Source organism: Flavobacterium chungangensis, assembly GCF_042654045.1.
GTDB classification, from domain to species: domain Bacteria; phylum Bacteroidota; class Bacteroidia; order Flavobacteriales; family Flavobacteriaceae; genus Flavobacterium; species Flavobacterium chungangensis.
Genome location: NZ_JBHSFY010000018.1, coordinates 1 through 24753, shown reverse-complemented (window position 1 = coordinate 24753; position 24753 = coordinate 1). Strand labels below are relative to the sequence as shown.

Here is a 24753-nt window from a genome sequence, read left to right as displayed (position 1 = left end):
AGGCAAATAGTGATATCTAGTTGTAACGTATTGTTTTATTTGGCATTCTGAAATTGTTTTAGTGCTGATAAGGCTTGCGATTGGACTTTCTTCTGAAAAAAGCCGGTCCAGCCTAATAAATAGCCAGTAATGCCAAAAGCTTGTTTTGACCATTTCCAGACATCAAAACTATCGGTGTGTTTGATAATTAATCCGTCTTGAAAAATAAAGTGGGCAGAGATTTTATTGACAACTTTTCTATTTGTTTTGCTAAAATTATAGGTAGCGGTCCAATTTGCTGAACCAGTCGAATCATCGGCAGTTACGTTTGAAAATTCGATTTTTAAATTGCCTTTACTTTTTAGAAGTAACATTTCCCACATTTTAGAAACCTGTTCTTCTTTTAATAATCCAAAAGCTGGATCTATAAAATGAACTTTCGGATGATAGCATTCACTCATCGTTTTAGCATCTGCATTCGCGAAAGCAGTATAGAATTTTGCAATTAAAGCCTCATTTGCATTCATAAAAATATATTTATGTTAAATATAAGGTTTATTAAATTAAAAAATCATTACAAAACACTAATTTCTTTTGCTGTATCAAATGTTTTTTTAGTTTTATCAAATGCTGTTGAGAAATACTTCACTTTGCTGTAAGCTGTAAAATGTCCCGTTAAATTCCCTGAAATATCTGGCCCTCCAGCAATTATAAACCTTATCGCATAAATATCGGTCTTTTTAAGTTTCAGCCATTCAGCAGGCGTAAAATAATAGTAGGCAGTTGTTTTTCCGTCTGCAGATTCTTTTACGTTCTTATCTGTACAGGCAATTACATCTGCATTGGTTAAATCGACATAAACGCCACCAGCAATTTTTGCTTTGTCACTTGCTGTTGAAATAGTTAGTTTTAAAATACCTCCTTTTTCCGTCTTAGCTATTTGAACACTAATTTCGCCAGAGTAAGCATATTTTTCGCAAATAAAAGTGTATTCTTGTGTTGCTGGACAGGGAGCTGAACCTTTTACACTCATTGTTTGCTGTGCTGAAGCAAAAGTTGAAATAAAAAATAATAGGAGTAGTGGCAGTTTAAAATTCATATATATGGTATTTATTGTTCGGCTAATTTGGCATCAAATTTCTCATCCCAATCCATAGATTTTATGGCAGAAATAAGATTGTCTTCATTTACAAAAATGCGTAATTCCTTATTGGCCACTTTTTTAGTGTACAAGGCATGATAGCGGTAAATGACTTCTTGTTTGGTTTTGTAAACTCCATCTAATTTTAAATCTATAAAACTTCCGTAATATTGTCTAAATCTTTGGCAGGTCTTTGTCAAACGCTCTTCTGTAGTGTTTTCCATAACCGATTTAGTAACTTCAGTTTCATTAAAAGGTTTAAATTTTGAAGTGTTACAAGTTTCTAAAACTCTCTTTCCTAAATCATACGCTTTTCGCTGCTGATTTGCATTTACTTCTTCTCCAGAAACTTTTTTAATTTTTAAATCTTCTGTATCTCTACTTACTGTTTTCGACTTACATCCAATTAGCAATAACAAACATATAATCAATCCTGCTTTCTTCATAACTATTTAAGTAATTTTTAATAATAAGTTAGGATCGGGACAATTTTCGATATAAAAGTTTAGGTCATTTGTATTGCAGACGCCTGGATAGTCTCCCCAATAATCGCCAATATTATGGATAATCTGAAAATGCAAATGAGGGGCGTAATCTCCATTTACTGAGGCATTTCCTAAAGTCGCAATCTTTTCGCCTTTCTTAAATTGGTCTCCGATATTTAAATTTTCTATACTTTCTAACGATAAATGTCCGTATAAAGTATAAAATTTCTCATTTTCTACTTCATGTTCTAAAATAATGGTCGGTCCATAATCGCCCAGACCAATATTGTTTTTAAAACTATGAACAATTCCGTCAAGGGCAGCAAGCACGGCTGTTCCAGCTTCGGCCCATAAATCTAATCCGATGTGAATATTACGTTCGGGTTTGGATACGTCCAAAAAAATAGGACTTCTTTGATATAAAAATCTTCCTTCTATATAACCGCCAAAGGCAACTTTAGCATTGTTTTCTTTTAAAAATTTTGAAATGTATTTTTCAAAATCTTCTGAGGTATCCAATTTTTGACTTACTAATTCCTCATTCGAAACCGATAAATTTAACGGTGTGTATTCTGAAATATTAATTGAGGCATCAATAATTTTAGTAGGTGGCTGGGCATTTAAGATTGAGGTTAGGGGCTTCATAAAACTAGGCAACTTTATTTATAATTATTAATTCATTATGTACTTCGATTCGGGGCAGCATTTTGGTTTGAAAAAATTTCGGATTAACTTCTGTCACATACTTTCTATTTCGAACATTATGCGCTTCGTCTAATATCATGGTGTTGAATAAAACAAAGCCAGCATCTTTTAAAATCGTGCACACTCTATCTACAAAAAACTTCTCAAACAAAAAGTTAGGCATATGTATATCTTCAAAAATATCAATTATTATGAGATCGTATTTCTCTTTTGTTTTTAAAACAAATTCAAATGCATCATCAATAACTACTTCCAACTGTTTAATTTGATTAAGATTAAAATACTGATTTGCAATCTCTATCATATCGGGATCGATTTCTACGCCAGTAATCTTTTCTTTGTATTCGATCTCATCTACTAGTGTTTTAACTACGCTTCCGCCAGCTACACCTAATAATAAGATGTGCTCCATTTTTAGAATTTTATCGTAACCAATATTTCGAAGTCCGTACCTTAATATACGTTGTAGACTTCCGTACGAATAATTTGTGTTTTCAGTGTCCAATACTAATTCTCCATTTGCCCAGGTAACTTCGATTATTTTACTTCTGGTCGATTTTTTCTTAAATATTTTTATTGGAATTAAGTAACTGAAAAATTTTCGAATCATTTTTTATGCTTTTACTCAAATTTACCATTAAATCTTTTATTTTGCACGAAATATTGAATCTTTAATGAAAAAACTATTCTATAAATTCGTCTTTTTTAAGCTAATGGGCTGGAAAATAGTAGGAATCGAAAATGCAGAAATTAAAAAATGTATTCTCATGGTGATGCCTCATACGAGTAATCATGATTTTTATATCGGACTTTTTACTCGAGGTATCTCTGAACTGCAGATGAATTGGGTAGGAAAGAAAGAATTGTTTCGTTTTCCGTTTGGTTATTACTTTAAAAACGTTGGAGGAGAACCTTTAGATCGTTCCGGCGGATTAAATAAAGTAGATTCTATTGCTGCCATTTTTGATAGAAAAGAAACCTTTCGTTTGGCTGTTGCTCCTGAAGGAACTAGAAAAAAAGTAAAAGAAATTAAAACAGGATTTTATTTTATCGCGCTTAAAGCGAATGTTCCAATTGTTCCCGTAGCTTTTGATTGGGGTAAAAAAGAAGTAAATATGGGCAAACCATTTTATCCGACTGGAAATTATGAAGCCGATTTTGAAATCTTAAAAAAACACTACGAAGGAGTTTTGGGAAAAATTCCTGAAAATGGAGTGAAATTGTAATTTCTGAGATTTTTTTCAAACGCGCGAGAATCGCATATTTGAAAATTTTCTGGACTAGGAATTAAATACGCGCTAATTTTTGCATTACGGAGAATAGGCTTTAAAAGTTCCATTTTTATAGAATAAGACTATTTTTTCAATTTCATCATCTTCAAAATTAATAGTTACATTTTTTGAAGGCGATACTTTTTTTATTTCTCTTTTTTCTTCTTCATTTTTTTCAATGGAAGAAAACAAATCGGTACCCACATTTTCATTGGATGAAATTGGAGTAGGAGACTCTGGGATTTCTAAATTTTCATCGTTGTTTTTAGGAAAACTTCCTTTCCCAACTAAAATCCAATATAGATCAACATCAGGGAAAACCTCTAGAATTTTCATTACAAAATCTAAACTGGGCTTGTTTCTACCAGATAAAAGATGAGACATACTAGAACGTTGTACACCAATTTTATCTGCAAAGGTAGAAGCATTTAAACCATAATAATCTAATATGGTTTCGAGTCTTTTTACAAAATCATCTATGTTTACCATTGTGAATTTATATTTTGAATTATTGTATTTACAAATGTAAACAAAAAAGAAAAGCGTTTCTGTCTTGTTGTTGCATTTTTAATAGGAGTTTAGTTTTATGTTAAATATAAAATTTATATAAAGCTTTATAATTAACTGAAATTAATATATTTATAAACTATAAGTGGTTTAAACAACTCTATTGAAACAAGTTAAAGCTTAAATAAATAAATGCTTGACAAAACTGTTTACAAATCTAAATTATTAAATTTTCTGTTTGTTTACAATTGTAAAAATAAAGATATTTACTTTTGTAAACTAATCAAAATGCAATGAATTTAGAACAGCTTTTTACTCAATACAAGGAACAGTCGATATCTGGAAGATATATTACTTTAGACCATATTAAACCTCTATTAGATAAGTTAAATACAAATGGCCAAGTAGAGATTATTGGTACATCTGTTTTAGGCGAACCTATATATAGTTATCAAATCGGAACAGGAAAGACACGTGCTTATCTATGGTCTCAAATGCATGGTAACGAAAGCACAACAACAAAAGCTTTATTTGATTTCATTAATTTATTAAATGACGATACTGATTTTGCTAAGCAAATGTTGGAGAATTTTACTTTCTACTGTATTCCTATACTTAATCCTGATGGTGCGAGACTTTATACACGAGCAAATGCAAATGAAGTAGATTTAAATCGCGATTCTCAAGACCTCACACAGCCGGAAAGCAAAGTTCTACGTGAAGAATTTGAAAAATTTAAACCTGATTTCTGTTTTAACCTTCACGACCAGCGAACAATTTTTGGAGCAGGAACGACAGGAAAACCAGCAACAGTTTCTTTTCTAGCTCCTTCTTATAATGAAGAAAGAGAAGTAAACGATAATAGATTGAAAGCGATCAATATTATTGCAGGAATCAATGAAGAACTTCAAAAATACATTCCCGGACAGGTTGGTCGATTTGATGACTCATTCAATATTAATTGTATAGGAGACACTTTTCAATTTTTAGGCGTTCCTACTATCTTATTTGAGGCTGGCCACTTTCCAGAAGATTACGAGCGAGAAATTACTAGGAAATTCATATTTTTCTCGTTAATTTTAAGCTTCAAACTAATATCCGAAAACGATTTAGTTGACAATAGATTTTCTGAATATTTGAATATTTCACAAAATAACGTGGTTTTTTATGATTTTATGTATAAAAATGTCAAAATAAATTATGATGGTATCGAAATTATTACGAATTTTGTCGCACAATACAAAGAAGAATTAATCGAAAATAAGATTCATTTTAATGCTTACATAGTAGAAGTAGGTGAGCTGGAAAATTATTTTGGTCATTACGAATACGACGCAAAAGGCGCAGAATATTCGGACGATTTCCAAAATTTTCCAAAAACGGGTCAGAAAGCAAATTTTTATTTAAATAAAAATGTTAAATTTGTTAACGGATTAATAAAAAGTTAATTTTTATGTGAATTTGTTGTTTTTTATATATAATTTTATACTTTGTAATAGCAATTAGTAATATTAATTAAACAATTATGAGTAAATTTCGTTTAGATGAAGTAGATCACCAGATTTTAGATATGTTAATAGACAATACGAGAGTTCCGTTTACTGACATTGCAAAAAAACTATTGATATCTGCTGGTACAGTACACGTTAGAGTTAAAAAGATGGAAGATGCCGGTATCATCATGGGGTCTTCATTAGCCTTGGATTACGATAAATTAGGTTATTCATTTATTGCTTATGTAGGGGTTTTTCTAAATAATACATCTCAAACTAAATTTGTATTAGAGAGAATTAATCAAATTCCATTCGTAACTGTAGCTTCTGTAACTACAGGAAAATTCAACATCTTTTGTAAAATTAGAGCAAAAGACACTAAGCACGCGAAAGAAGTTATCTTTATGATTGACGATATTGATGGTGTTTACAGAACAGAAACAATGATTTCATTAGAGGAAAGTATAAACGATAAGAAGCGTTTGATGCATACTATTTTCAAAAATATGTAAGAACTTTTCTTGAATGCTATATTAAAATATAACCTCAAGTTTATTCTTGGGGTTTTTTTATGACTAATTAACCAACCAACTATAACACGATTATGTATACGTTGCCAAAAATTGAGCGTTTTAATCAAGACGTTCTCTCAAAATACCACATTTATAATAGTGTTTTCATAACATTACCTTTTGACTCTATAGATAACACAGGAGTTTTACTTCCTTTATTTACAGAGACTTGCGAAACGGGCTTTAAAAAACAAGAAACACCGAAAGAGATCGTAGATTTCTTTTCTAATAAATTCTTAAACAATAGCTCTGAAGATGAAAAAATCGATCTTATGTTTCGATTTATTCAGTATATAGAACGTCAGATTGTATTGTTTGATGCCATTGAAGATGCTGCTTTTCCAGAAGTTAACAATATGGAAGGCCGTGGATCTCTTCGTGATATTAAGGAGAAATCGGATGCCAAAGAGAAAGATGACGAATTGGTAGAGTTTCTAGAAAGCTTTAACGTTCGTACGGTTTTAACAGCGCATCCTACTCAGTTTTATCCTGGACCCGTATTAGGAATTATAAATGACTTGACAGAAGCAATTCGTCAAAATGATTTACTTCAAATTAAACAATTACTTGCTCAATTAGGAAAAACGCCTTTCATTCAGAAAGAGAAACCAAATCCTTATGATGAAGCAGTAAGCTTAATTTGGTACCTAGAAAATGTATTTTATGCTACTGCAGGAGAAATTGTGCATTATTTGCAGAAAAACATTTTAAATGGAAATCCGATTCATAATCAATTAGTAAAGCTTGGTTTCTGGCCAGGAGGTGATCGTGACGGAAATCCTTTTGTCACTACAGACATTACACTTAAAGTTGCAGATCGTTTGCGTACCTCAATTTTAAAGTGCTATTATGTAGAAATGAGAAACTTAAAACGCAAGCTAACTTTTTCAGGTGTAGATGATTTAGTAGCAGAACTTGAACATAAGCTTTACCGTTCTGTATTCTATTCTAAAGGAGATATTTTTATTACTTTAGAAGAATTACTGACTCAACTAAACAAAATTAGAGATATAATTATTGAGAAACATCAATCTTTATATTTGGATGAATTAGATGCGCTTTTAGTAAAAATTAATTTATTCGGATTCCATTTTGCAACTTTAGATATTCGTCAGAATAGTAAAATTCATAATGCTGTTTTCAAAGATGTGGTTGATTACTATTTGAATTCTGGTTCAGATGTTTTTCCTAAGAATTATTTCGAATTGACAGAAGATCAAAAAATTGATGTTTTATCGAAAGTTAAAGGAAATTTAAATCCTGTTGATTTCGAAAATGAAATTACGAGATATACTTTAGAATCGGTGCAAGCCATTAAAACCATCCAGCAAAATAATGGTGAAGAAGGAGCAAACCGTTACATTATCAGCAATAACGAAAGCGCGCTGAATGTGATGGAAACATTTGCCATGATTCGTTTGAATAATTGGGAAAAACCAACAGTTGATATTATTCCGCTTTTTGAATCTGTAGACGATTTACAAAATGCACATGCTATTATGGAGCAATTGTATACCAATCCAGAATATGCTAAACATTTAAAATCAAGAGGAAATAAGCAAACTATAATGCTTGGATTCTCTGACGGAACTAAAGATGGTGGCTATTTAATGGCAAACTGGAGTATTTATCAAGCTAAAATTTCATTGACTAAAATTTCTAGAGAATACGGAATTAAAGCCATTTTCTTTGACGGACGTGGTGGACCTCCAGCTCGTGGAGGTGGAAAAACACATAAATTCTATGCTTCTTTAGGTCCAAAAATTGAAAACAACGAGATTCAGATTACAGTTCAAGGTCAGACTATTAGTTCTAATTTTGGAACTTTAGATTCTTGCCGTTACAATATCGAAAACTTATTGAGTGCAGGTGTTACCAATCAAGTATTTAGTAAAGAGAAAAATGAATTATCAGCTGATGAAACTCAAATTTTAACGGATTTGGCTAATTTAGGTTATGAGAAATATTTAAGTTTCAAAAACCATCCAAAGTTTATTCCGTATTTAGAAAAAATGAGTACACTGAAATATTACTCAAAAACCAATATTGGAAGCCGTCCTTCAAAAAGAAGTAAATCTGAATCTTTAGATTTTGCCGATTTAAGAGCGATTCCGTTCGTAGGTTCATGGAGCCAATTAAAACAAAACGTTCCAGGATTTTTTGGAGTAGGTTCGGCTTTAAAACATTTTGAAGAATCTGGTCAATGGAATAAAGTAAGCGATTTATATCACAATTCATTGTTTTTCAAAACTTTGCTTGAAAACAGTATGATGTCATTAGCAAAATCATTCTTGCCTTTGACAGCTTACATGAAAAATGATCCTGAGTTTGGCGAATTCTGGCAGATTATTTACGATGAGTTCTCAGAAACAAAACGTCTTTTGTTGAAAATAGCTGATCACAAAACATTGATGGAAAATTATCCTGATGGTATTGCTTCTATTCAAATAAGAGAGCGTATTGTTTTACCTTTATTGACCATTCAGCAATATGCTTTATTGAGAATCAATGAGCTAAATAAAGAACAAACTCCTGATGAAGAATTGATTAAAGTTTATGAGAAAATCGTAACGAGATCACTATTCGGAAATACGAATGCAAGTAGAAACTCAGCTTAAAAAAATAAAAAATGAGAGCATCAGAATTATTGGAAAATGAATATTCAGGTCATTTTGGAACTTACATTAAAGCAGCTGGAGATGGTATTTTAATTGAAGAATTGGAAATTTCTCTTCATGAGTTCATTCGATTTGTTCAAAATATTCCGATGGATAAATTTGATTATCGCTATGCAGAAGGAAAGTGGACAATCAAAGACATTATTCAGCACGTAATAGATACGGAGAGAATTTTTGCATATCGTGCTTTGCGTTTTTCAAGAAACGACAAAACGCCTTTGCCAAGCTTTGAAGAAAATGATTATGCAGATAATACAAATTCAAACAGCAGAAGTATTCAAGATCTGCTTACTGAATTTTCAGCGGTAAGACATTCGACTTTATTATTTTACAAAAGTTTATCTGAAGAACAGTTGAAGAGAATTGGTACTGCATCTAATAATCCAATTTCTGTTCGTGCTTTAGGTTTTGTCATAATTGGACATCAAAAACACCATCAGAAAGTTTTTGAGGAACGATATTTATAAAAATTAAATATTTAAAAATTTAAAATCCCAAATTCCAATTTCGTTGGAGTTTGGGATTTTTTATAGATTCTGTTTAGTAAATCCGACAGGTTTTAAAAACCTGTCGGGTTTGGTGCTTAACTAATCTTTGTAGAATTTCTAGTGTGATCTTTCCTTCGTCAAGATAACAAAACTCATTTAAGTTTTCTCTCTAAAAACGCCAATCCAAATCGAATTTTGTCATAAGACATTTTTTCTTCAAAATAATCGAAGTAAGGTCTTAATGCATTAGGATTTTCTAACTCAATCTGAGCTTTTTCAATTTGAAGAATTTCTTCTTCCGAAACAAATTGACTTAAATCTATATCATTTCCGTCAACGTATAATTTAGCCAAATGAGAAATGATTGTAGTTTCGCCCAGATTTCGTTGCTCAGCGATTTCCTTCACAGAAAGTCCGGCTTGAAATAATTCTAGCGTTTTTTTATAAGTATTTTCTTTTTTCTCTTTTTTGACAACCGATTTGTTTCGCTGAAATTCAATTATAGCATTTATAAAATCAGCTCCGTATTTTTCTAGTTTGGCTTTTCCGACACCTTCAACTGCCAAGAAATCCTCATCTGACATTGGTCTTAAAATTTCCATTTGCCTCAATGAAGCATCGCTAAAAATAACATAAGCTGGAACTTCTTCTTCTTGAGCAATTTCGTAGCGTAGTTTTCTAAGCGTTTCAAAAAGAGAATTTTTAGCAGCTTTTGGTTTCGCTTCCTTAGCTTCGTTTTTATCAATTACTTTTTTGACAACTGTTGTCAGTTTTACTTTTTCTCCTTCAAACAAAACTTTCTTCGCAAAAGGTGTAAGCAAAATTTTATTATGCTGATGAAAAGCAATTTCGCAATATCCTAAATTGATAAGCTGAATAAGATATTGATTCCAATCGTACCAAGAAACATCAGCGCCAATTCCGTACGTTTTTAGCTCTTGATAATTTTTTTCGTAGATGTACGCGTTTCTCGAGCCTCTCAAAAAATCGACAATTACAGCTAGAGGTTCAGATTCTTTTAATCGTACAATTGCAGATAAGGCTTTTTGCGCGAGAATCGTCCCATCAAAAAAAGTTGGCGGATTTTTGCAAATATCGCAGTTTCCGCAATTTTCAGTTACCAGTTCGCCAAAATAAGACAGCAGAATTTTTCTGCGACAGCTTACAGCATCGGCATATTGCTTCATACGATCTAATTTTGCAAGCTGAATATCCGAGTTCAATCCTTCAGATGCAAATTTCTGCAATTGAATTACATCGGCGTAGCTTTCAAACAAAACGGTTTCAGCTGGCAAACCATCTCGGCCCGCACGCCCAATTTCTTGGTAATATCCTTCTATATTTTTTGGAAGATTGTAATGAATAACCCATCGAACATTTGACTTGTCAATTCCCATTCCGAAAGCAATTGTAGCGCAAACTACTTGACAATCATCGTTAATAAATTGATCCTGAGTTTTAGCACGCGTTTCATTATCTAAGCCGGCATGATACGCTTTAGCTACAATTCCGTTTTTTTTCAGTTTTTCAGCTAATTCTTCTGTAGTTTTACGACTCAAACAATAAATTATTCCAGATTCATTGGGTTTATTTTCAATAAAATCAATGATTTGATTGACGCGATCTAAAGCAGGACGAACTTCCAAACTTAAATTTGCGCGATCAAAAGAAGCAATAAAGGTCTTTGGATTTTTTAATTTGAGCTGTTTAGATATATCTGTCCGAGTTGCTTTATCGGCAGTCGCAGTCAAGGCCAAAATTGGAGTAGAAGGGAAGCGGCTTTTCAAATAACCCAAATTAGTATAAGCCGGTCTAAAATCATGACCCCAAGATGAAATACAATGTGCTTCATCAATTGCTATTAAGCTAATATTCAATTCATTGAAAGCCATATCTAAGTAAGAAAGACTTTCGGGCGCGATATATACTAACTTAAAATGATTTGTTTTTAAATTATCAATATAATATTGCTGCTCTTGAGAAGATTGGCTGCTATTGATAAAGCAAGCAGAAATTCCGTTGGTTTTTAAACTATCAACCTGATCTTTCATTAAAGCAATCAAAGGTGATATGACAACTGTTATTCCTGGCAGAATTAAAGCTGGAAGTTGAAAACATATTGATTTTCCGCCTCCAGTAGGCATAATTGCCAAAGTATCTTGTCCAGATAATATGGTATTAATTATGGTTTCTTGATTGGGTCTGAATCTTTCGAAACCAAAATTTTCTTTTAGTGTAGTATGTAGAATTTCTGAAGTCATAGGCATATATTTTTTATTCAAGATTTAAATGTAAAAATAATCCTATAAAAATAAAAATATAAATTGGTTTTGTTTATTTCTTGTGTGTCATAAAAAAAAGGAACTCTCAATAGAGTTCCTTTTTTTTTTTTTTATTAAAAAGAAAATGAATTAATCTTCATCGTCTTCGTCTTCTTCGTCATAATCAGTATCTGCTTTGTCATCATCATCGTCATCATCGTCACCACCGTCAGTATCTGGCTTGTCAAGATTATCATCATCTTCGTCATCGTCATTGCTAATATCATCATCAAGATCAATACCTTTAACTGGCGCAATTGCATCTACATCAACATCTAAATCATCATCTTCATCATAGTTTTCAATTCTGTCAGCAAGTTTAGTACTAATTTTTACCAGGTAAATTGTGTCTTCAGTACGAACTTCTACAGCTTCAACTAATTCGTTTTTAGCATTTCTAAAACGGATAACATCCGAATCATCATAACCATCAGGAAATTTTTCAACCAAAAGGTTTAAAATTTCGTTGGTAAGTTTGGCGTAGTCTACTATAACTCTTTTCATAAATTATCTTATAAATCTAATAAGTATGCAAAAATTAACGGCGCAACGATTGTAGCATCCGATTCAATAATAAATTTAGGGGTTTTGATGTCTAATTTACCCCAAGTGATTTTTTCATTTGGAACTGCCCCAGAATAAGAACCATAACTAGTTGTTGAATCTGAAATTTGGCAGAAATAACTCCAAAATGGAACATCGTGCATTTCCATATCTTGGTATAGCATTGGCACTACACAAATAGGGAAGTCACCCGCGATACCACCACCGATTTGGAAGAATCCAATTCCGTTTGAACTGTTTTTAGAATACCAATCTGCAAGGAAAGTCATGTATTCAATTCCAGATTTCATGGTAGATGCTTTTAGTTCTCCTTTAATTACGTATGAAGCAAAGATGTTACCCATTGTACTATCTTCCCATCCTGGAACGATAATCGGTAAGTTTTTCTCTGCAGCTGCATACATCCAGCTATCTTTTAGATCAATTTCATAATATTCTTCTAAAACGCCAGACAACAACATTTTATACATAAATTCATGTGGGAAGTAACGCTCACCTTTGTCATCAGCGTCTTTCCAAATTTTGTAAATATGTTTTTGTAAACGACGGAAAGCTTCATGCTCAGGAATACAAGTGTCTGTAACACGGTTTAATCCTCTTTCTAATAAAGCCCATTCGTCTTCTGGTGTTAAATCGCGATAGTTAGGAACTCTCTCGTAGTGAGAGTGAGCTACTAAATTCATGATGTCTTCTTCTAAGTTTGCTCCAGTACATGAAATAATATGCACTTTGTCCTGTCTGATTACTTCGGCAAAAATTTTACCAATTTCTGCTGTACTCATTGCGCCAGCCATACTTACCAGCATTTTAGCACCATCAGCTAATTGCTGCTCATAAGCTTTTGCAGCATCTACTAATGAAGCAGAGTTAAAATGCAAATAATGTTTTTCAATAAACTGACTGATTGGTCCTTTCATTTTTTTTTGTTTTTTTTTTGAATTAAAAAGTTTTAACCTTTTTGGATGTTCATGCAAATTAAGAATTTTTTAAGAAAAATTATTACTTAATGTGCCGTTTTTTTTACACCTTTTTTTTGTATCCTAAAATCTTTAAAACGTCGTCTGAAGTTTGTTGTTCTGAGAACACTTCGGTTGCCAGAATTCCATTTTCATCACGATCAATTAAAATATGTTTAGGTTGCGGAATCAAACAGTGGTGCAGACCTCCGTATCCTCCAATTGTTTCTTGATAAGCGCCAGTATTAAAGAATCCAATATACAAAGGTTTCTCTTTGTTATATTTAGGCAAATAAATGGCATTCATGTTTTGCTCAGAATTGTAATAATCGTCACTATCACAAGTCAGACCTCCTAACAGAACCCGTTCGTAAGTATCATTCCAGCGATTTACTGCCAGCATAATAAAACGTTTGTTTATAGCCCAAGTATCTGGTAAAGTGGTAATGAAAGATGAGTCGATCATATTCCATTTTTCTCTATCATTTTGTTGTTTTTGATACAAAATCTGATAGATTGCACCACCGCTTTCACCTACAGTAAACGATCCAAATTCCGTAAAAATATTCGGAACATCAACTTCGGCTTCATCACAAGCAATTTTAATCTGATTGATAATTTCATCAATCATATATTGATAATCATATTCAAAGGCAAGTGAGTTTTTAATTGGAAAACCACCACCAATGTTCAAACCGTCTAGAGTAGGGCACTCTTTTTTAAGAGCAATGTATACTTTAATACATTTTACAAGCTCATTCCAGTAATATGAAGTATCGTTTATACCAGTATTAATGAAAAAGTGAAGCATTTTCAGCTCTAATTTATCATTTTCCTGTATTTGTTTTTTATAGAAAGAAACTATGTTTTTGTAACCAATACCTAATCTAGAAGTATAAAACTCAAACTTAGGCTCTTCTTCAGCAGCAATACGGATTCCGATTTTGAATTTTCCTTTAATTTCTGCCTGAAGCAAATCTAACTCTTCATAATTATCAATAATCGGAATAGTGTTTTTATGTCCGTTATTGATTAATCTTGCAATGTTAGCAATATATTCATCTCTTTTAAAACCATTGCAAATTACATAAGTACTTTTATTGATTTTTCCATTTTCTAATAAATTCTCCACAATATTTACGTCAAATGCAGATGAAGTTTCAATGTGAATGTTATTCTTGAAAGCTTCATTCATTATATATTCAAAATGAGAGCTTTTTGTACAATAACAATAGTAATATTTTGCTTCGTATTTATTCTTTTCCATTGATTTTCTGAACCAAGCTTTTGCTTTGTTGATATTTTCAGAAATCTGAGGCAGATAAGTAAACTTTAATGGTGTACCATATTGTTCAACCAATTTCATCAAATCGATGTTGTGAAACAATAGGTTGTCTTTGTTTAGTTTGAATTCCTCTTGTGGAAAGTAGTATGTTTGATTTATTAGATCAGAATATTTTGTATTCATTTATTTGTCAATGTTTAGAGATTGTAATTTTACTTAATGTTAGGCTTCTGGGGCTTAATCTTAAATTCAAACTCTAATATTGGCAAATATAATTGGCAGTTTTTCATGCTCAGCTTTAGTACATTGGAAAACATCAAAACAAAACGGGCTTTTACTATTATAGAAACGGTTCAACATTCTTAATAAAGAACTATTGAGTCTGTTTCTGTAAGAGCTAAAGTGCCTTTGCTGATTCTTTGTTTTCATGGGGCAAATGTAAAAAATAATATATACCAAATGCAACGCTTTTGATTAAAAAAAGTTTAAGATTTATAATCCTCAAACGCTTCTAGAATCAATTTATTTTCAACGGATTGGTTAATTTTTATTTTTCCTATTCCTTCAATCAATGCAAATTGAATTAAACCGTATTCATTTTTTTTGTCATGAATTAGCAATTCTAAGATCGGATCGATGTCTTTTTCTTCGAAAATTACATCGTCATAAATGTCTTTAATCACCGCTTTAATCTCTCTGTATTCTTCTGCAGAAATTAATCCTTTTTGAAGAGAAATATAACTTTCCAAAATCATACCAACCGCAATGGCTTCTCCATGTAGTAAAGTGGTTTTTTCTTCACTTTCTAGAAAATATCCTTCAATGGCATGTCCTAACGTATGTCCGAAGTTTAAAGCTTTACGGATGTTTTTCTCAGTTGGATCCTGAATTACGATTTCATTCTTGATTTCAACCGAACGATAAATTAATTGGTCTAATTCATCAAAAACAATGGATTTCAAATCTGAAAATTGTCTCCAGTACGGCGCATCATATATTAACCCGTGTTTTAGCATTTCTGCCAAACCAGAACGCATTTCGCTTTGTGGTAAAGTTTCTAAATACTGGGTATCAATTAAAACCATTTGAGGCACATTGATAACGCCAATCTGATTTTTAAGATTTCCTAAGTCAACACCTGTTTTTCCTCCGACAGAAGCATCAACCATAGATAATAATGTAGTAGGGATATTAATGAAATTTACACCTCTTTTGAAAGTAGAAGCAACAAAACCACCTAAGTCTGTAACAACGCCACCTCCTAAATTAATAACTAGCGATTTTCTATCAGCACCAAGTTCTGTCAATATATTCCATATCTCGATACAAGTCTCAATGTTTTTATTTGCTTCTCCAGCTTCAAATTCAATGATTTCGATCGCTAAATCCGTCTCTAATAGAGGAATAAATTTAGGCAAACAATGTTCATTGGTCTGATCATCTACGATTATAAATATATTAGAATATTTATTCTCTCTCAAATGTTTATTTAAAGCTTCGTAAGCATTCTCATTAAAATGTACGAGATAATTATTGGCTTGAATAGATTGCATAATACTTTTGTTAATTGAAAGCACAAAATAAGGCATTTTTAACGTAATAATATTCAAACTTCTGGGCTAATTTGTTTTAAAATGAGCGATTCTAAATTAGTATTTCAAGTATTTATTTACAATTCTCTAGAATTGCTTGTTGTGCTAAAGCGAAGTTCTTCTCTTTTGAGATATTAAAATATTTACATGAATTATTTTTGTCATTTACATTTAAATAGCAAATTGCTAAATAATATTCCGTTTTTCCGTCATTTAAGCCTGGATATTTCAATGCATTTAACAAATTGCTTATACCTTTTGCATATTGTCCAGTTTTGAAATAAAAGAAGCCAATGTTTTGAAATGCATATATATTTCTTGAATCGACTTTTAAAGCTTTTTGATAGGATTTTAAAGCTTCTTCAAATTTATTTTCCCCTTCAAATTTTTGTCCTATTGTAATATAATCGGCAATTAAAAGATCATTTTTACGCTTTTGCTCAATCTCAGCTGCAGATTTTACATTTTGCATGATAGAAATTAATTGCTCTTGAGTTATATAATTCTTGTTTTTTGAAATATTTAAATATTTATAAGCATTCTCTTTTTCATTAATTCCTAAATAACATATTCCTAGAAAATACTCTGTTTTTCCGTCAACTAAACCTGGATATTTTAATGCTTCGACCAAATAATTTATGGCTTTCGCTTGTTCACCTCTATTGTAATAATAAAATCCTATATTCTGTAAAGCATAGATGTCTTTATTATCGAGTTTTAGAGCATTCTGATAAGATTGTAATGCTTTGTCAAAGTTTGAGAGTGATTCGTATTTCTGACCTTCTACAATGTAATTAGTTATTTGGAATTTACTTTTTTGTGTCAATAATGTACTGTCTTTGGGGAACAATTTTACTCCCTGATCGATAAACTTAAATAAATTACTACGACTAAAACCTGCATTTCTTAATTGAGTTGCTGCTATATTCCAAGCAGCAGATGAATTTTCATAATGTGTAAATAGTTTATGCATTTTAAGTAGTTCCAAAGTATCTCCTTTGGTTCCATGTTTTATCATTGCATTTTCATAAAAAGAGAAGTTTTTTGGTCGATAATAAAAAGCTTGTTTTATATAAACACAAGAACTATCTAGATTTCCTTGATCTTGAGCCATAACATATTTATAAAAACTTACCCTTCCTAAATAAGGGTTAATTTTATTAGCCTTTGCAAAACATTTATTAGCTTTTTCATAGTTTTTTTCTCTTACATAATATATTCCAGCATATTCATAAAATGATTCAGAAGTGCTCATTACATTTGGATAAAGCGGCATTTTATCAATAACTTCATCTCCGGTAAGTACTCCCTTTTCTTTTGAATTTATATCATCTCTGATTAATAATAAGTCGAGGCTTGATGCTTTATAAATTATAAAAGAAGAAAAACTCGTTAATATTAAAACTGAAATTAAAATCAAAGTGATTGTTTTAAAGAATTTTTTTGCAGGAACTATTGGGTAATCTACTTTGAAATTGACAATTATACTTAAAGCTAGTAGTAAGCTAAAAAATATTGCCATGGTTGGCCTGTACATAGGAAAGTTAAAAACTGAGTCTATCCCATAAACTATCAGCACCATTAAACTTAATAATGCAGTCATTTGTGCATCTTTATTTGAGAACTTAATTGTGCTTTTAAGATTGACAATAAAAAGAAGGATAAAAATAGAAAGATAGATAATCCCATTTATAATTCCTGTTTCTGAAGCTATTTCAATGAAATCATTATGAGTATGTAATGAAATCATTGTTCCTCCTGATGTGGCTTTTTCATATGGAATGGATTCAACTTGATAATTACCTAATCCTACTCCTAGAAATGGATCTTTTTTAATCATTTTTATTCCATTTCCCCAATAAGTTAACCTCAATTTAGAAGACTCATCTGTAGTATTGATCTTTCCTATTTTACTTTCTAAAGATACATAACGACTATTGTTAGCATCCATATTTTTAAAAATTGAGCTTGAAAATATGATTGCAGATGCTACTGCAATAGCAGCATATGAAATTTTAACAAAAGCACTTCTTTTAAAAGAATATTCTTTTAAAAGATAAATTACATATATCGTTAATATTAAAAATAAATTAATTAATGGTGTTCTTGCACCTGTTAAGAGTATAATGGTAATTACAGAAAACAAAGTAATAATTGATAGCACTCTTTTAAAACCCTTAAAGTAAATTATTGAAAGTAATATGAAAGGAATTTTAATTGTTAGACTAGCTGCTAGAATATTAATATTTCCTGTATTCCCCTTCAACCCAGTTAATAGGTCATTTATCAAAGTTTTCTTTGGTATATATATAAAGTGTACCAATTCTTGAAAAGACTGAAAAAAAGCAAAAACACTGACCACAAAAGCAATTTTATAAATAAAATCTAGTCTGTCTTTTAAAATTATTAATAGATTAATAAACAAACAGAATATTATCAAAATTTCAGTAAGCTTCGTAAAGACTAATGAATTATTTTTTGCGCTAAGAAATGATAATGAGCAAAAAATAATAAAAATTATATACAATTTTACGGTATAACTCTTTTTAAGAATAGGAAAAATGGTAGGAGAAATTAGATTTCTGTTGAAATATAAATAAATAGCCACAATTAAATTTATTATAGATAAATAAACAAATTGAGGATTTATAATTTCTAAACTTTTAAAATAGGGTAAAAAATCAATTGCAAGAATTAGAACAAAAAAAGATATAATTACAAAATCGGGAAAAACATCTTTCTTCTTTACCTCATTTAGTATTTGAGTTATCTGATTATTTTTCATAATTCATTTTTTACAAAATTAGCGAAATAAATAAAATCTTTCATTTTCAGTAATTATTTACAGTTCTCTTGAATCAATTGTTGCGCTTGAATAAAGTTTTTACTTTTTGAAATATTAAAATATTTACAGGCATTTTCGTGATCATTGACCTTTAAATAACAATATCCAATAAAAAACTCAGTTCGTCCGGAGTTAAAGTTTTGATGACTTAATGCATTTAAAAAATACATTTTAGCTTCTTCATATTTACCCATATTATAATAGTTGAAAGCCAGATTTTGCATAGTATCAGCATTGTTCGGATCAATTTTTAGTGCTTTTCGATATATTTCTAAACTCTTATTTAAATCCTTTACATTTAAATAACCTTGCGCTTCATTTATATAATTATTTACCAAGATATTTTTTTTAAGCTGTATTAATGTACTGTCTTCGGGATGCTGTGCAGCACCAAGATTTATAAAATCTAATAAATCTTTGGAATTATAATTTCCTTTTTGCAATTGTTTTGCGGCAACGCTCCATGCATCCGGAATATTACGGTATTTAATAAATAATTGATGCTCCTTAAGGATTTCCTGATTATCATTCTTGGCGCGTGCAAACTGTGTTGACATTTTATAGAAGTTCAAATTTCGGGGACGCATGTAAAATGCTTTTTTAGCATAAATGTAAGCACTGTCAATATTTCCTTTAGCGTTAGATATAATCATTTTGTAAAATAGAATACGTCCAAAATAAGGGTTAATCTTATCTGCTTTTGAAAAATATTTCATTGCTTCATCGTATTTTTTCTCATTGCAATAATAAATCCCAACATATTCATCAAATGATTCTGCGGTACTTAAAACATTCTTATAGTTAGGAAGTCTGCTCACAAGTTCATCTCCAGTTAAATTATTTGTAATAAAAGAACTGTCTATATCGTTTTTAATTAAATGTTCTAAATTCGAAGTTTTATAATCTAAAAAGGCAAAATATGTTGTAGTCAAAGTAAGAGCAATCAAAACTAAGTAAACCTTGTTTTTATTAGTTTCTACTTGAACATCTGATTCTGTATTTATTATTGTTAAAGCAATTATAAAGCAGAAAAAGACTAACATTATAGGTCTAAATATTGGAAAATTAAAAAATGAATCTACGCCATAAACAAGCACCATCATTAAAGATAATATAGAAATCGCTCTTGCATTACTTTCTTCCGATCTTTTTATTCTCATTAGATTAATAAAAAAAATGAAAATAAAAATTGACATATAAATCAATCCATTTAGTATCCCTGTTTCTGCCATAATTTCTAAAAAATCATTGTGGGCATGTAGGGATATAGAAGAATCATTATCTAAAGTTTTTTCATAAGGAATTGATTCTACTTTATAATTTCCTAAACCAACTCCGGTTAAAGGATTTTCTTTAATTATTTGCAAGCTATTTTTCCAAATAACGATTCTTGCATTAGTAGATTCGTCTGCAAGGTTTATTTGTTTTACCCTGTTGGATAAAGAAACAAATCGTCCCTCGTCATTAGATTTTTTAAAAATTGCATTAACTATAAAGATAGATAACAGTAACGGTGTTAATAGTATTAAACAATTCAATAAAGAAGATTTTTTTAATGAATTCGTTTTTAGATAATAGATAATGTAAACAACATATATTAAAAACATGCTTATAAATGCAGCTCTGGAAGCAGTTAAAAATACTGTCACAGTTACAATTAGTAAAACTAGATTTAAAAATAACCTCTTTAAACCTTTAGAAGCAGTAATTGCAAGTAATATAAAAGGGATTTTAATTGTCAATCCTGAGGCTAGAATATTAATATTTCCAGTTGTTTTAACCATTGAATTAAGAGCAGTCGAAAGAGACGACTCACTACTCAGTTTTTTTAAATTATAAATTTCGTAAGAAGCCTGAAAAAAAGCAGAGATAGAAATTATAAAAAGGATTTTATAGAATAAATCTATTCTATTTTTTAGTAATACAATAAGATTTAAAATGAAACAAAAAGCAACAATGAATTCTACTAATTTTTCTAAAATTAAAGTTTGATTTTTAGCATTAAAATAAGAAACACCGCAAAGTATAACAAACAAAGCGTAGAATTTTAAAACATAACTTCTTTTAAATATTGAAATTATGTCAATTGAAATTGTATTCGAATTAATATACAAATAGACTCCAAATACTAGATTCAGGATTGAGAGGTATAAAAATTGAGGATAGAGCAGATCAATGGATTTTGAGTGCGGGATAAAATCTATAAATAAAATGAGACTAAGAAATACATATATTATATAATCAGGTATTTTTTTAGCCCCTTTTACTTCATTAAGTATATTATCAATTCTATAACTGTTCATTTTTTTTTGGTGCAAATATAAACATATATGTGTAATTTCTTACTTTTAAGTAAAAATATTGTTATAGAGTCGTTTAAGGAATTAAAAAAAATAAATACCATTTAGTAAATAATACTCAAAACACTCTCTATATTTGCATAAAAAATAAATTTAATGGAAAAGATATTCGACAACACACAAGTTGCGTTTTCACTAAAAAGTGATACAGAACTTGATAGAGCTTATTTCCTTTTCAAAATGATTGACAGCGAACCTTTAGTAAGAATAGGAACTGCTGTAACAAATTTTGCAATTAAAGCTCATTTACCAGTAGAAGGATTAATTCGTGCAACTGTTTTTGATCACTTTTGTGGTGGTGTAAACGAAAACGACTGTCTTACTGTTGTAGACAAAATGTTTACAAAAGGCGTTTCGTCTGTTTTAGATTATTCTGTTGAAGGAAAAGAAGAAGAGGAGCAATTTGATGCTGCTTTAGAAATGACTTTAAGAACTATTGATTTTGCTAAAGAACGTTTAGCAATTCCGTTTGCAGTTTTTAAACCAACAGGTTTAGGTCGTTTTGAATTGTACGAGAAATTAGGAGAAAAACAAACTCTTAATCTATCAGAACAAGCAGAATGGGATAGAGTAGTAGCTCGTTTTGATAAAGTATGTGGCGAAGCTCATAAAAAAGATGTTGCCTTATTAATTGATGGTGAAGAAAGCTGGATGCAAGATGCAGCCGATGATTTGGTTACCGATATGATGCGCAAATACAATAAAGAAAAAGCGATTGTATTTAACACTTTGCAAATGTACCGTTGGGATCGTTTAGATTATTTGAAAAAACTTCATGAAGTTGCCAAATCTGAAGGTTTTTATATCGGAATGAAACTAGTTCGTGGCGCTTACATGGAAAAAGAAAACAAAAGAGCCGAAGAAAAAGTTTATGTTTCTCCAATCTGTGTTTCTAAAGAAGCTACTGATATCAATTACGATAATGCAGTACAATATATGTTAGAGCATATTGAAAAAATGGCCATTTTTGCAGGAACTCACAACGAATTGAGCTCTTATAAATTAATGGAAATGATGGCGCAGAAAGGAATCGCAAAAAATGATTCTAGAATTTGGTTTGGACAATTATACGGAATGAGTGATAATATTAGCTACAACTTAGCAGAAAACGGCTATAACGTTGCTAAATACTTACCATTCGGACCTGTAAAAGATGTTATGCCATACTTAATTCGTCGTGCAGAAGAGAATACTTCTGTTGCTGGTCAAACTAGCCGCGAATTATCTATGATTAAAGCAGAACGTAAACGTAGAAAAGGGAAATAATTTTTAGTTTTCAGTCTCAGTTTATAGTTTATAGATTATATAAAAAAAGCTTCAATGAAAATTGAAGCTTTTTTATTGGAATTTGGATTTTATAAAATTGAAATTTCAAACTAAGAGTTACTAAACTGTAAGTTGCTTAGATTCTTATAAATTCCGTTTTCTAGGTTTATTAATTCCTGATGTGTTCCTTCTTCAGAAATTCTTCCGTTATCTAAAACTAAGATTTTGTCTGCATTTCTAATGGTAGAAAGTCTGTGCGCAATAATAATGCTTGTTCTTCCTTCCATTAAAACTTCTAGAGCTTCTTGAACTAGTTTTTCACTTTCACTATCTAAAGAAGACGTTGCTTCGTCTAAGATCAAAATGCTTGGATTTTTAAGCAGGGCTCTCGCAATTGCGATACGCTGACGCTGACCTCCAGAAAGCTTAACACCACGTTCTCCAACCAAAGTTTCAAATTTTTCAGGGAAACCATCTACAAAATTAAAAGCATTAGCTTGTTTCGCAGCAGCTATAATTTCTTCTTCTGAGGCGTTTGGATTTCCATAAGCGATATTTTCTCTAATAGTTCCTCCAAATAAAATTACATCTTGAGGAACGATACTCATATTGCCGCGAAGATTTTCTAAATCATAATCGTAAATATTTTTTCCATCGACTAAAATTTCTCCTGAAGTGATATCATAAAAACGCAATAAAAGCGATGAAATAGTAGATTTTCCGGCTCCACTTGGTCCAACGATTGCTATTTTCTGGCCAAATTCGGCATTGAAATTCACATCTTTTAAAACCTGAACTTCCTTTCTTGAAGGATAACTAAAAGCAACGTTATTGAAAGCTACATTTCCTTTTATTTTTTCAACTGCTGAAAGTCTTGGCTTAGCATTGATTTCTTCTGGAGTTTCTTCTAGTAATTCAAAAACACGCTCTGTTGCGCCAACTGCTTTTTGAATTTGTGCATACATTTCTGCAATTCCACCAAAAGAAGCACCAATAAATGTAGTATATAATACAAATGAGATTAAATCACCAACACCTTCAACTTCTCCTTTAATCGTTAATGTGATTCCATACCAAACAACAGCAACAACACATCCGAAAAGGCAAAGAATAATAAACGAAGCAAAATAACCTCTGTATTGACCACCTTTAATAGCGATTTTTACAATTTCTCTAATTTTGTTTTTATAGCGCTGAATTTCGTACCATTCGTTAGCAAATGCTTTTACATTGCTAATTCCTTGCAGCGTTTCTTCAACTATAACCTGGCTTTCGGCAACTTTATCTTGTGTTTTTTTTCCGTATTTACGAATGAATCTTCCAAAGATCACAGCAGCAACTGCTACAATAGGTACAATTGCCAGCATCATTAAGGTTAATTTTGGACTAATGCTTCCTAAGATTACAAAACCTCCAATAATTAAAATAAACTGACGCAGAAACTCTGCAATAGTGGTGCTGAAAGTATCTTGCAATTGCGAAATATCTGCACTGATTCTACTATTAAGTTCTCCAACACGTTTTTGAGAATAAAACGACATGGGTAATTTTATCAGATTCTCATATAATGCAAAACGAATATTAGAAAGAGAGTTTTCGGTAAAATTTACAAACAATGAAATTCTGAAAAACGAGAAAATTGCCTGAAGTCCGAGAATTACCATTAAACCAAGAGCAATTTCGTTTGCTTTAGAAAGGTCTTTATTTGTAACGCAATCAACCAGCATTCCCATCAATTTAGGAAAGGCTAGGGCAGTGGCGCTTGTTAAAAATAAGAAAATCAAACCTAGGAAGAATTTCCATTTGTGGTTTTTAGCGTATTTAAAAATTCGGAGAGCTTTTTGAAGGGAGTTAGAGTTTAATTTAGCTTTAGGTAAATCATTTTCTTGAAATCTTGCCATTTGAATATACAATTAAGGTACGCAAAGGTATGACTATAGCAAATGAATACAAAAAGAATATTCTGAATTAGCTTTCGAGCATTGAATTTTTAACTAAAATTTAGAAATTGCAGATTTTTTCGTTTTTTTAATTAGCTGAAAAATAGTTTTCTAAATATTTTTATTGATGTTTTTTTTACTTTTTTCAAAAAAAGGCTTGGAAATATAAAATCTAGCTGTATATTTGCACTCGCAATCACAAACGATAGCAACCTAGTAAAATAGGGCGATTAGCTCAGCTGGTTCAGAGCACCTCGTTTACACCGAGGGGGTCGGGGGTTCGAACCCCTCATCGCCCACAAAAA

20 protein-coding genes and 1 tRNA gene are annotated in these 24753 nt (G+C 31.0%); 7 read left to right on the top strand and 14 right to left on the bottom strand.

The features are described 5' to 3' along the window. Positions 1 to 35 precede the first annotated feature (35 nt). The 5 genes from ACFO3N_RS22340 to ACFO3N_RS22320 are packed head-to-tail and all read right to left on the bottom strand — an operon-like array spanning position 36 to position 2920. Complete coding sequence (locus tag ACFO3N_RS22340) at positions 36 to 506, bottom strand: nuclear transport factor 2 family protein (RefSeq protein WP_095931191.1); 471 nt, start codon at positions 504 to 506, stop codon at positions 36 to 38. A gap of 47 nt (positions 507 to 553) precedes the next feature. After that, entirely contained in the window at positions 554 to 1078 is a 525-nt protein-coding gene (locus ACFO3N_RS22335; RefSeq protein WP_379801039.1) for a hypothetical protein, read from the bottom strand. 11 nt (positions 1079 to 1089) lie between these two features. Beyond that, the gene (locus tag ACFO3N_RS22330; protein WP_095931193.1) at positions 1090 to 1566 is read right to left on the bottom strand and encodes a hypothetical protein; all 477 of its coding nucleotides are present in this window, start codon (positions 1564 to 1566) and stop codon (positions 1090 to 1092) included. A gap of 6 nt (positions 1567 to 1572) precedes the next feature. Continuing rightward, complete coding sequence (locus ACFO3N_RS22325; protein WP_379801037.1) at positions 1573 to 2250, bottom strand: peptidoglycan DD-metalloendopeptidase family protein; 678 nt, start codon at positions 2248 to 2250, stop codon at positions 1573 to 1575. A 4-nt stretch (positions 2251 to 2254) separates the two neighbouring features. Further along, a complete protein-coding gene (locus ACFO3N_RS22320) occupies positions 2255 to 2920 on the bottom strand; it encodes a spermidine synthase (RefSeq protein WP_379801036.1) in 666 nt (221 codons plus the stop codon). 64 nt (positions 2921 to 2984) lie between these two features. On the opposite strand from ACFO3N_RS22320, the gene ACFO3N_RS22315 reads away from it, so the two are divergent. After that, positions 2985 to 3536 (top strand): 1-acyl-sn-glycerol-3-phosphate acyltransferase, encoded by a 552-nt coding sequence (locus tag ACFO3N_RS22315; RefSeq protein WP_379801035.1) that lies wholly within the window; start codon positions 2985 to 2987, stop codon positions 3534 to 3536. An 84-nt stretch (positions 3537 to 3620) separates the two neighbouring features. On the opposite strand, the gene ACFO3N_RS22310 is transcribed toward ACFO3N_RS22315, so the two are convergent. Next, a complete protein-coding gene (locus ACFO3N_RS22310) occupies positions 3621 to 4070 on the bottom strand; it encodes a helix-turn-helix domain-containing protein (RefSeq protein ID WP_379801034.1) in 450 nt (149 codons plus the stop codon). 311 nt (positions 4071 to 4381) lie between these two features. Here ACFO3N_RS22310 and ACFO3N_RS22305 point away from each other — a divergent pair, with 311 nt between their 5' ends. The 4 genes from ACFO3N_RS22305 (at position 4382) to ACFO3N_RS22290 (ending at position 9298) form a co-directional block, all read left to right on the top strand. Further along, the gene (locus ACFO3N_RS22305) at positions 4382 to 5536 is read left to right on the top strand and encodes a M14 family metallopeptidase (protein ID WP_379801033.1); all 1155 of its coding nucleotides are present in this window, start codon (positions 4382 to 4384) and stop codon (positions 5534 to 5536) included. Positions 5537 to 5613: 77 nt separating this feature from the next. After that, on the top strand, positions 5614 to 6093 hold the full coding sequence (locus ACFO3N_RS22300; RefSeq protein ID WP_008468989.1) for an Lrp/AsnC family transcriptional regulator: 480 nt from the start codon (positions 5614 to 5616) through the stop codon (positions 6091 to 6093). Between the two features lie 92 nt (positions 6094 to 6185). After that, positions 6186 to 8771, top strand: coding sequence for a phosphoenolpyruvate carboxylase (locus ACFO3N_RS22295; RefSeq protein ID WP_379801032.1), 2586 nt, complete (start codon positions 6186 to 6188; stop codon positions 8769 to 8771). An 11-nt stretch (positions 8772 to 8782) separates the two neighbouring features. Continuing rightward, on the top strand, positions 8783 to 9298 hold the full coding sequence (locus ACFO3N_RS22290) for a DinB family protein (protein ID WP_250836163.1): 516 nt from the start codon (positions 8783 to 8785) through the stop codon (positions 9296 to 9298). A gap of 173 nt (positions 9299 to 9471) precedes the next feature. Here ACFO3N_RS22290 and recQ read toward each other — a convergent pair whose 3' ends face one another. The 7 genes from recQ to ACFO3N_RS22255 form a co-directional block, all read right to left on the bottom strand. Further along, entirely contained in the window at positions 9472 to 11580 is a 2109-nt protein-coding gene (gene recQ / locus ACFO3N_RS22285; RefSeq protein WP_379801031.1) for a DNA helicase RecQ, read from the bottom strand. 150 nt (positions 11581 to 11730) lie between these two features. Then, positions 11731 to 12144, bottom strand: a complete 414-nt coding sequence (locus ACFO3N_RS22280; RefSeq protein WP_379801030.1) for a DNA primase — start codon at positions 12142 to 12144, stop codon at positions 11731 to 11733. A gap of 8 nt (positions 12145 to 12152) precedes the next feature. After that, a complete protein-coding gene (locus ACFO3N_RS22275; protein WP_095931202.1) occupies positions 12153 to 13121 on the bottom strand; it encodes a deoxyhypusine synthase family protein in 969 nt (322 codons plus the stop codon). 103 nt (positions 13122 to 13224) lie between these two features. After that, positions 13225 to 14628: a type III PLP-dependent enzyme domain-containing protein gene (locus ACFO3N_RS22270; protein ID WP_095931203.1), complete on the bottom strand. Its 1404-nt coding sequence runs from the start codon at positions 14626 to 14628 to the stop codon at positions 13225 to 13227. A gap of 302 nt (positions 14629 to 14930) precedes the next feature. Further along, a complete protein-coding gene (gene aroB, locus ACFO3N_RS22265) occupies positions 14931 to 15998 on the bottom strand; it encodes a 3-dehydroquinate synthase (RefSeq protein WP_379801029.1) in 1068 nt (355 codons plus the stop codon). Positions 15999 to 16110: 112 nt separating this feature from the next. Then, positions 16111 to 18822, bottom strand: coding sequence for an O-antigen ligase family protein (locus ACFO3N_RS22260; protein WP_379801028.1), 2712 nt, complete (start codon positions 18820 to 18822; stop codon positions 16111 to 16113). Between the two features lie 53 nt (positions 18823 to 18875). Beyond that, positions 18876 to 21185 (bottom strand): O-antigen ligase family protein, encoded by a 2310-nt coding sequence (locus tag ACFO3N_RS22255; protein WP_379801027.1) that lies wholly within the window; start codon positions 21183 to 21185, stop codon positions 18876 to 18878. 153 nt (positions 21186 to 21338) lie between these two features. Here ACFO3N_RS22255 and ACFO3N_RS22250 point away from each other — a divergent pair, with 153 nt between their 5' ends. Further along, positions 21339 to 22508, top strand: a complete 1170-nt coding sequence (locus tag ACFO3N_RS22250; RefSeq protein ID WP_379801026.1) for a proline dehydrogenase family protein — start codon at positions 21339 to 21341, stop codon at positions 22506 to 22508. Between the two features lie 110 nt (positions 22509 to 22618). Here ACFO3N_RS22250 and ACFO3N_RS22245 read toward each other — a convergent pair whose 3' ends face one another. Continuing rightward, positions 22619 to 24409, bottom strand: coding sequence for an ABC transporter ATP-binding protein (locus ACFO3N_RS22245; protein WP_379801025.1), 1791 nt, complete (start codon positions 24407 to 24409; stop codon positions 22619 to 22621). A 263-nt stretch (positions 24410 to 24672) separates the two neighbouring features. Here ACFO3N_RS22245 and ACFO3N_RS22240 point away from each other — a divergent pair. After that, positions 24673 to 24747: transfer RNA gene (locus ACFO3N_RS22240), tRNA-Val, on the top strand. Positions 24748 to 24753 lie beyond the last annotated feature (6 nt).

What these genes read in the sequence shown, in the direction of transcription:
- ACFO3N_RS22295 (WP_379801032.1), top strand. Translation starts at nt 6,186, where the DNA reads ATGTATACGTTGCCAAAAATTGAGCGTTTTAATCAAGACGTTCTCTCA.
- ACFO3N_RS22335 (WP_379801039.1), bottom strand. Translation starts at nt 1,078, where the DNA reads ATGAATTTTAAACTGCCACTACTCCTATTATTTTTTATTTCAACTTTT.
- ACFO3N_RS22260 (WP_379801028.1), bottom strand. Translation starts at nt 18,822, where the DNA reads ATGAAAAATAATCAGATAACTCAAATACTAAATGAGGTAAAGAAGAAA.
- ACFO3N_RS22340 (WP_095931191.1), bottom strand. Translation starts at nt 506, where the DNA reads ATGAATGCAAATGAGGCTTTAATTGCAAAATTCTATACTGCTTTCGCG.
- aroB (WP_379801029.1), bottom strand. Translation starts at nt 15,998, where the DNA reads ATGCAATCTATTCAAGCCAATAATTATCTCGTACATTTTAATGAGAAT.
- ACFO3N_RS22320 (WP_379801036.1), bottom strand. Translation starts at nt 2,920, where the DNA reads ATGATTCGAAAATTTTTCAGTTACTTAATTCCAATAAAAATATTTAAG.
- ACFO3N_RS22315 (WP_379801035.1), top strand. Translation starts at nt 2,985, where the DNA reads ATGAAAAAACTATTCTATAAATTCGTCTTTTTTAAGCTAATGGGCTGG.
- ACFO3N_RS22330 (WP_095931193.1), bottom strand. Translation starts at nt 1,566, where the DNA reads ATGAAGAAAGCAGGATTGATTATATGTTTGTTATTGCTAATTGGATGT.
- ACFO3N_RS22325 (WP_379801037.1), bottom strand. Translation starts at nt 2,250, where the DNA reads ATGAAGCCCCTAACCTCAATCTTAAATGCCCAGCCACCTACTAAAATT.
- ACFO3N_RS22250 (WP_379801026.1), top strand. Translation starts at nt 21,339, where the DNA reads ATGGAAAAGATATTCGACAACACACAAGTTGCGTTTTCACTAAAAAGT.
- ACFO3N_RS22270 (WP_095931203.1), bottom strand. Translation starts at nt 14,628, where the DNA reads ATGAATACAAAATATTCTGATCTAATAAATCAAACATACTACTTTCCA.
- ACFO3N_RS22255 (WP_379801027.1), bottom strand. Translation starts at nt 21,185, where the DNA reads ATGAACAGTTATAGAATTGATAATATACTTAATGAAGTAAAAGGGGCT.
- ACFO3N_RS22290 (WP_250836163.1), top strand. Translation starts at nt 8,783, where the DNA reads ATGAGAGCATCAGAATTATTGGAAAATGAATATTCAGGTCATTTTGGA.
- ACFO3N_RS22245 (WP_379801025.1), bottom strand. Translation starts at nt 24,409, where the DNA reads ATGGCAAGATTTCAAGAAAATGATTTACCTAAAGCTAAATTAAACTCT.
- ACFO3N_RS22275 (WP_095931202.1), bottom strand. Translation starts at nt 13,121, where the DNA reads ATGAAAGGACCAATCAGTCAGTTTATTGAAAAACATTATTTGCATTTT.
- ACFO3N_RS22305 (WP_379801033.1), top strand. Translation starts at nt 4,382, where the DNA reads ATGAATTTAGAACAGCTTTTTACTCAATACAAGGAACAGTCGATATCT.
- ACFO3N_RS22280 (WP_379801030.1), bottom strand. Translation starts at nt 12,144, where the DNA reads ATGAAAAGAGTTATAGTAGACTACGCCAAACTTACCAACGAAATTTTA.
- ACFO3N_RS22300 (WP_008468989.1), top strand. Translation starts at nt 5,614, where the DNA reads ATGAGTAAATTTCGTTTAGATGAAGTAGATCACCAGATTTTAGATATG.
- ACFO3N_RS22310 (WP_379801034.1), bottom strand. Translation starts at nt 4,070, where the DNA reads ATGGTAAACATAGATGATTTTGTAAAAAGACTCGAAACCATATTAGAT.
- recQ (WP_379801031.1), bottom strand. Translation starts at nt 11,580, where the DNA reads ATGACTTCAGAAATTCTACATACTACACTAAAAGAAAATTTTGGTTTC.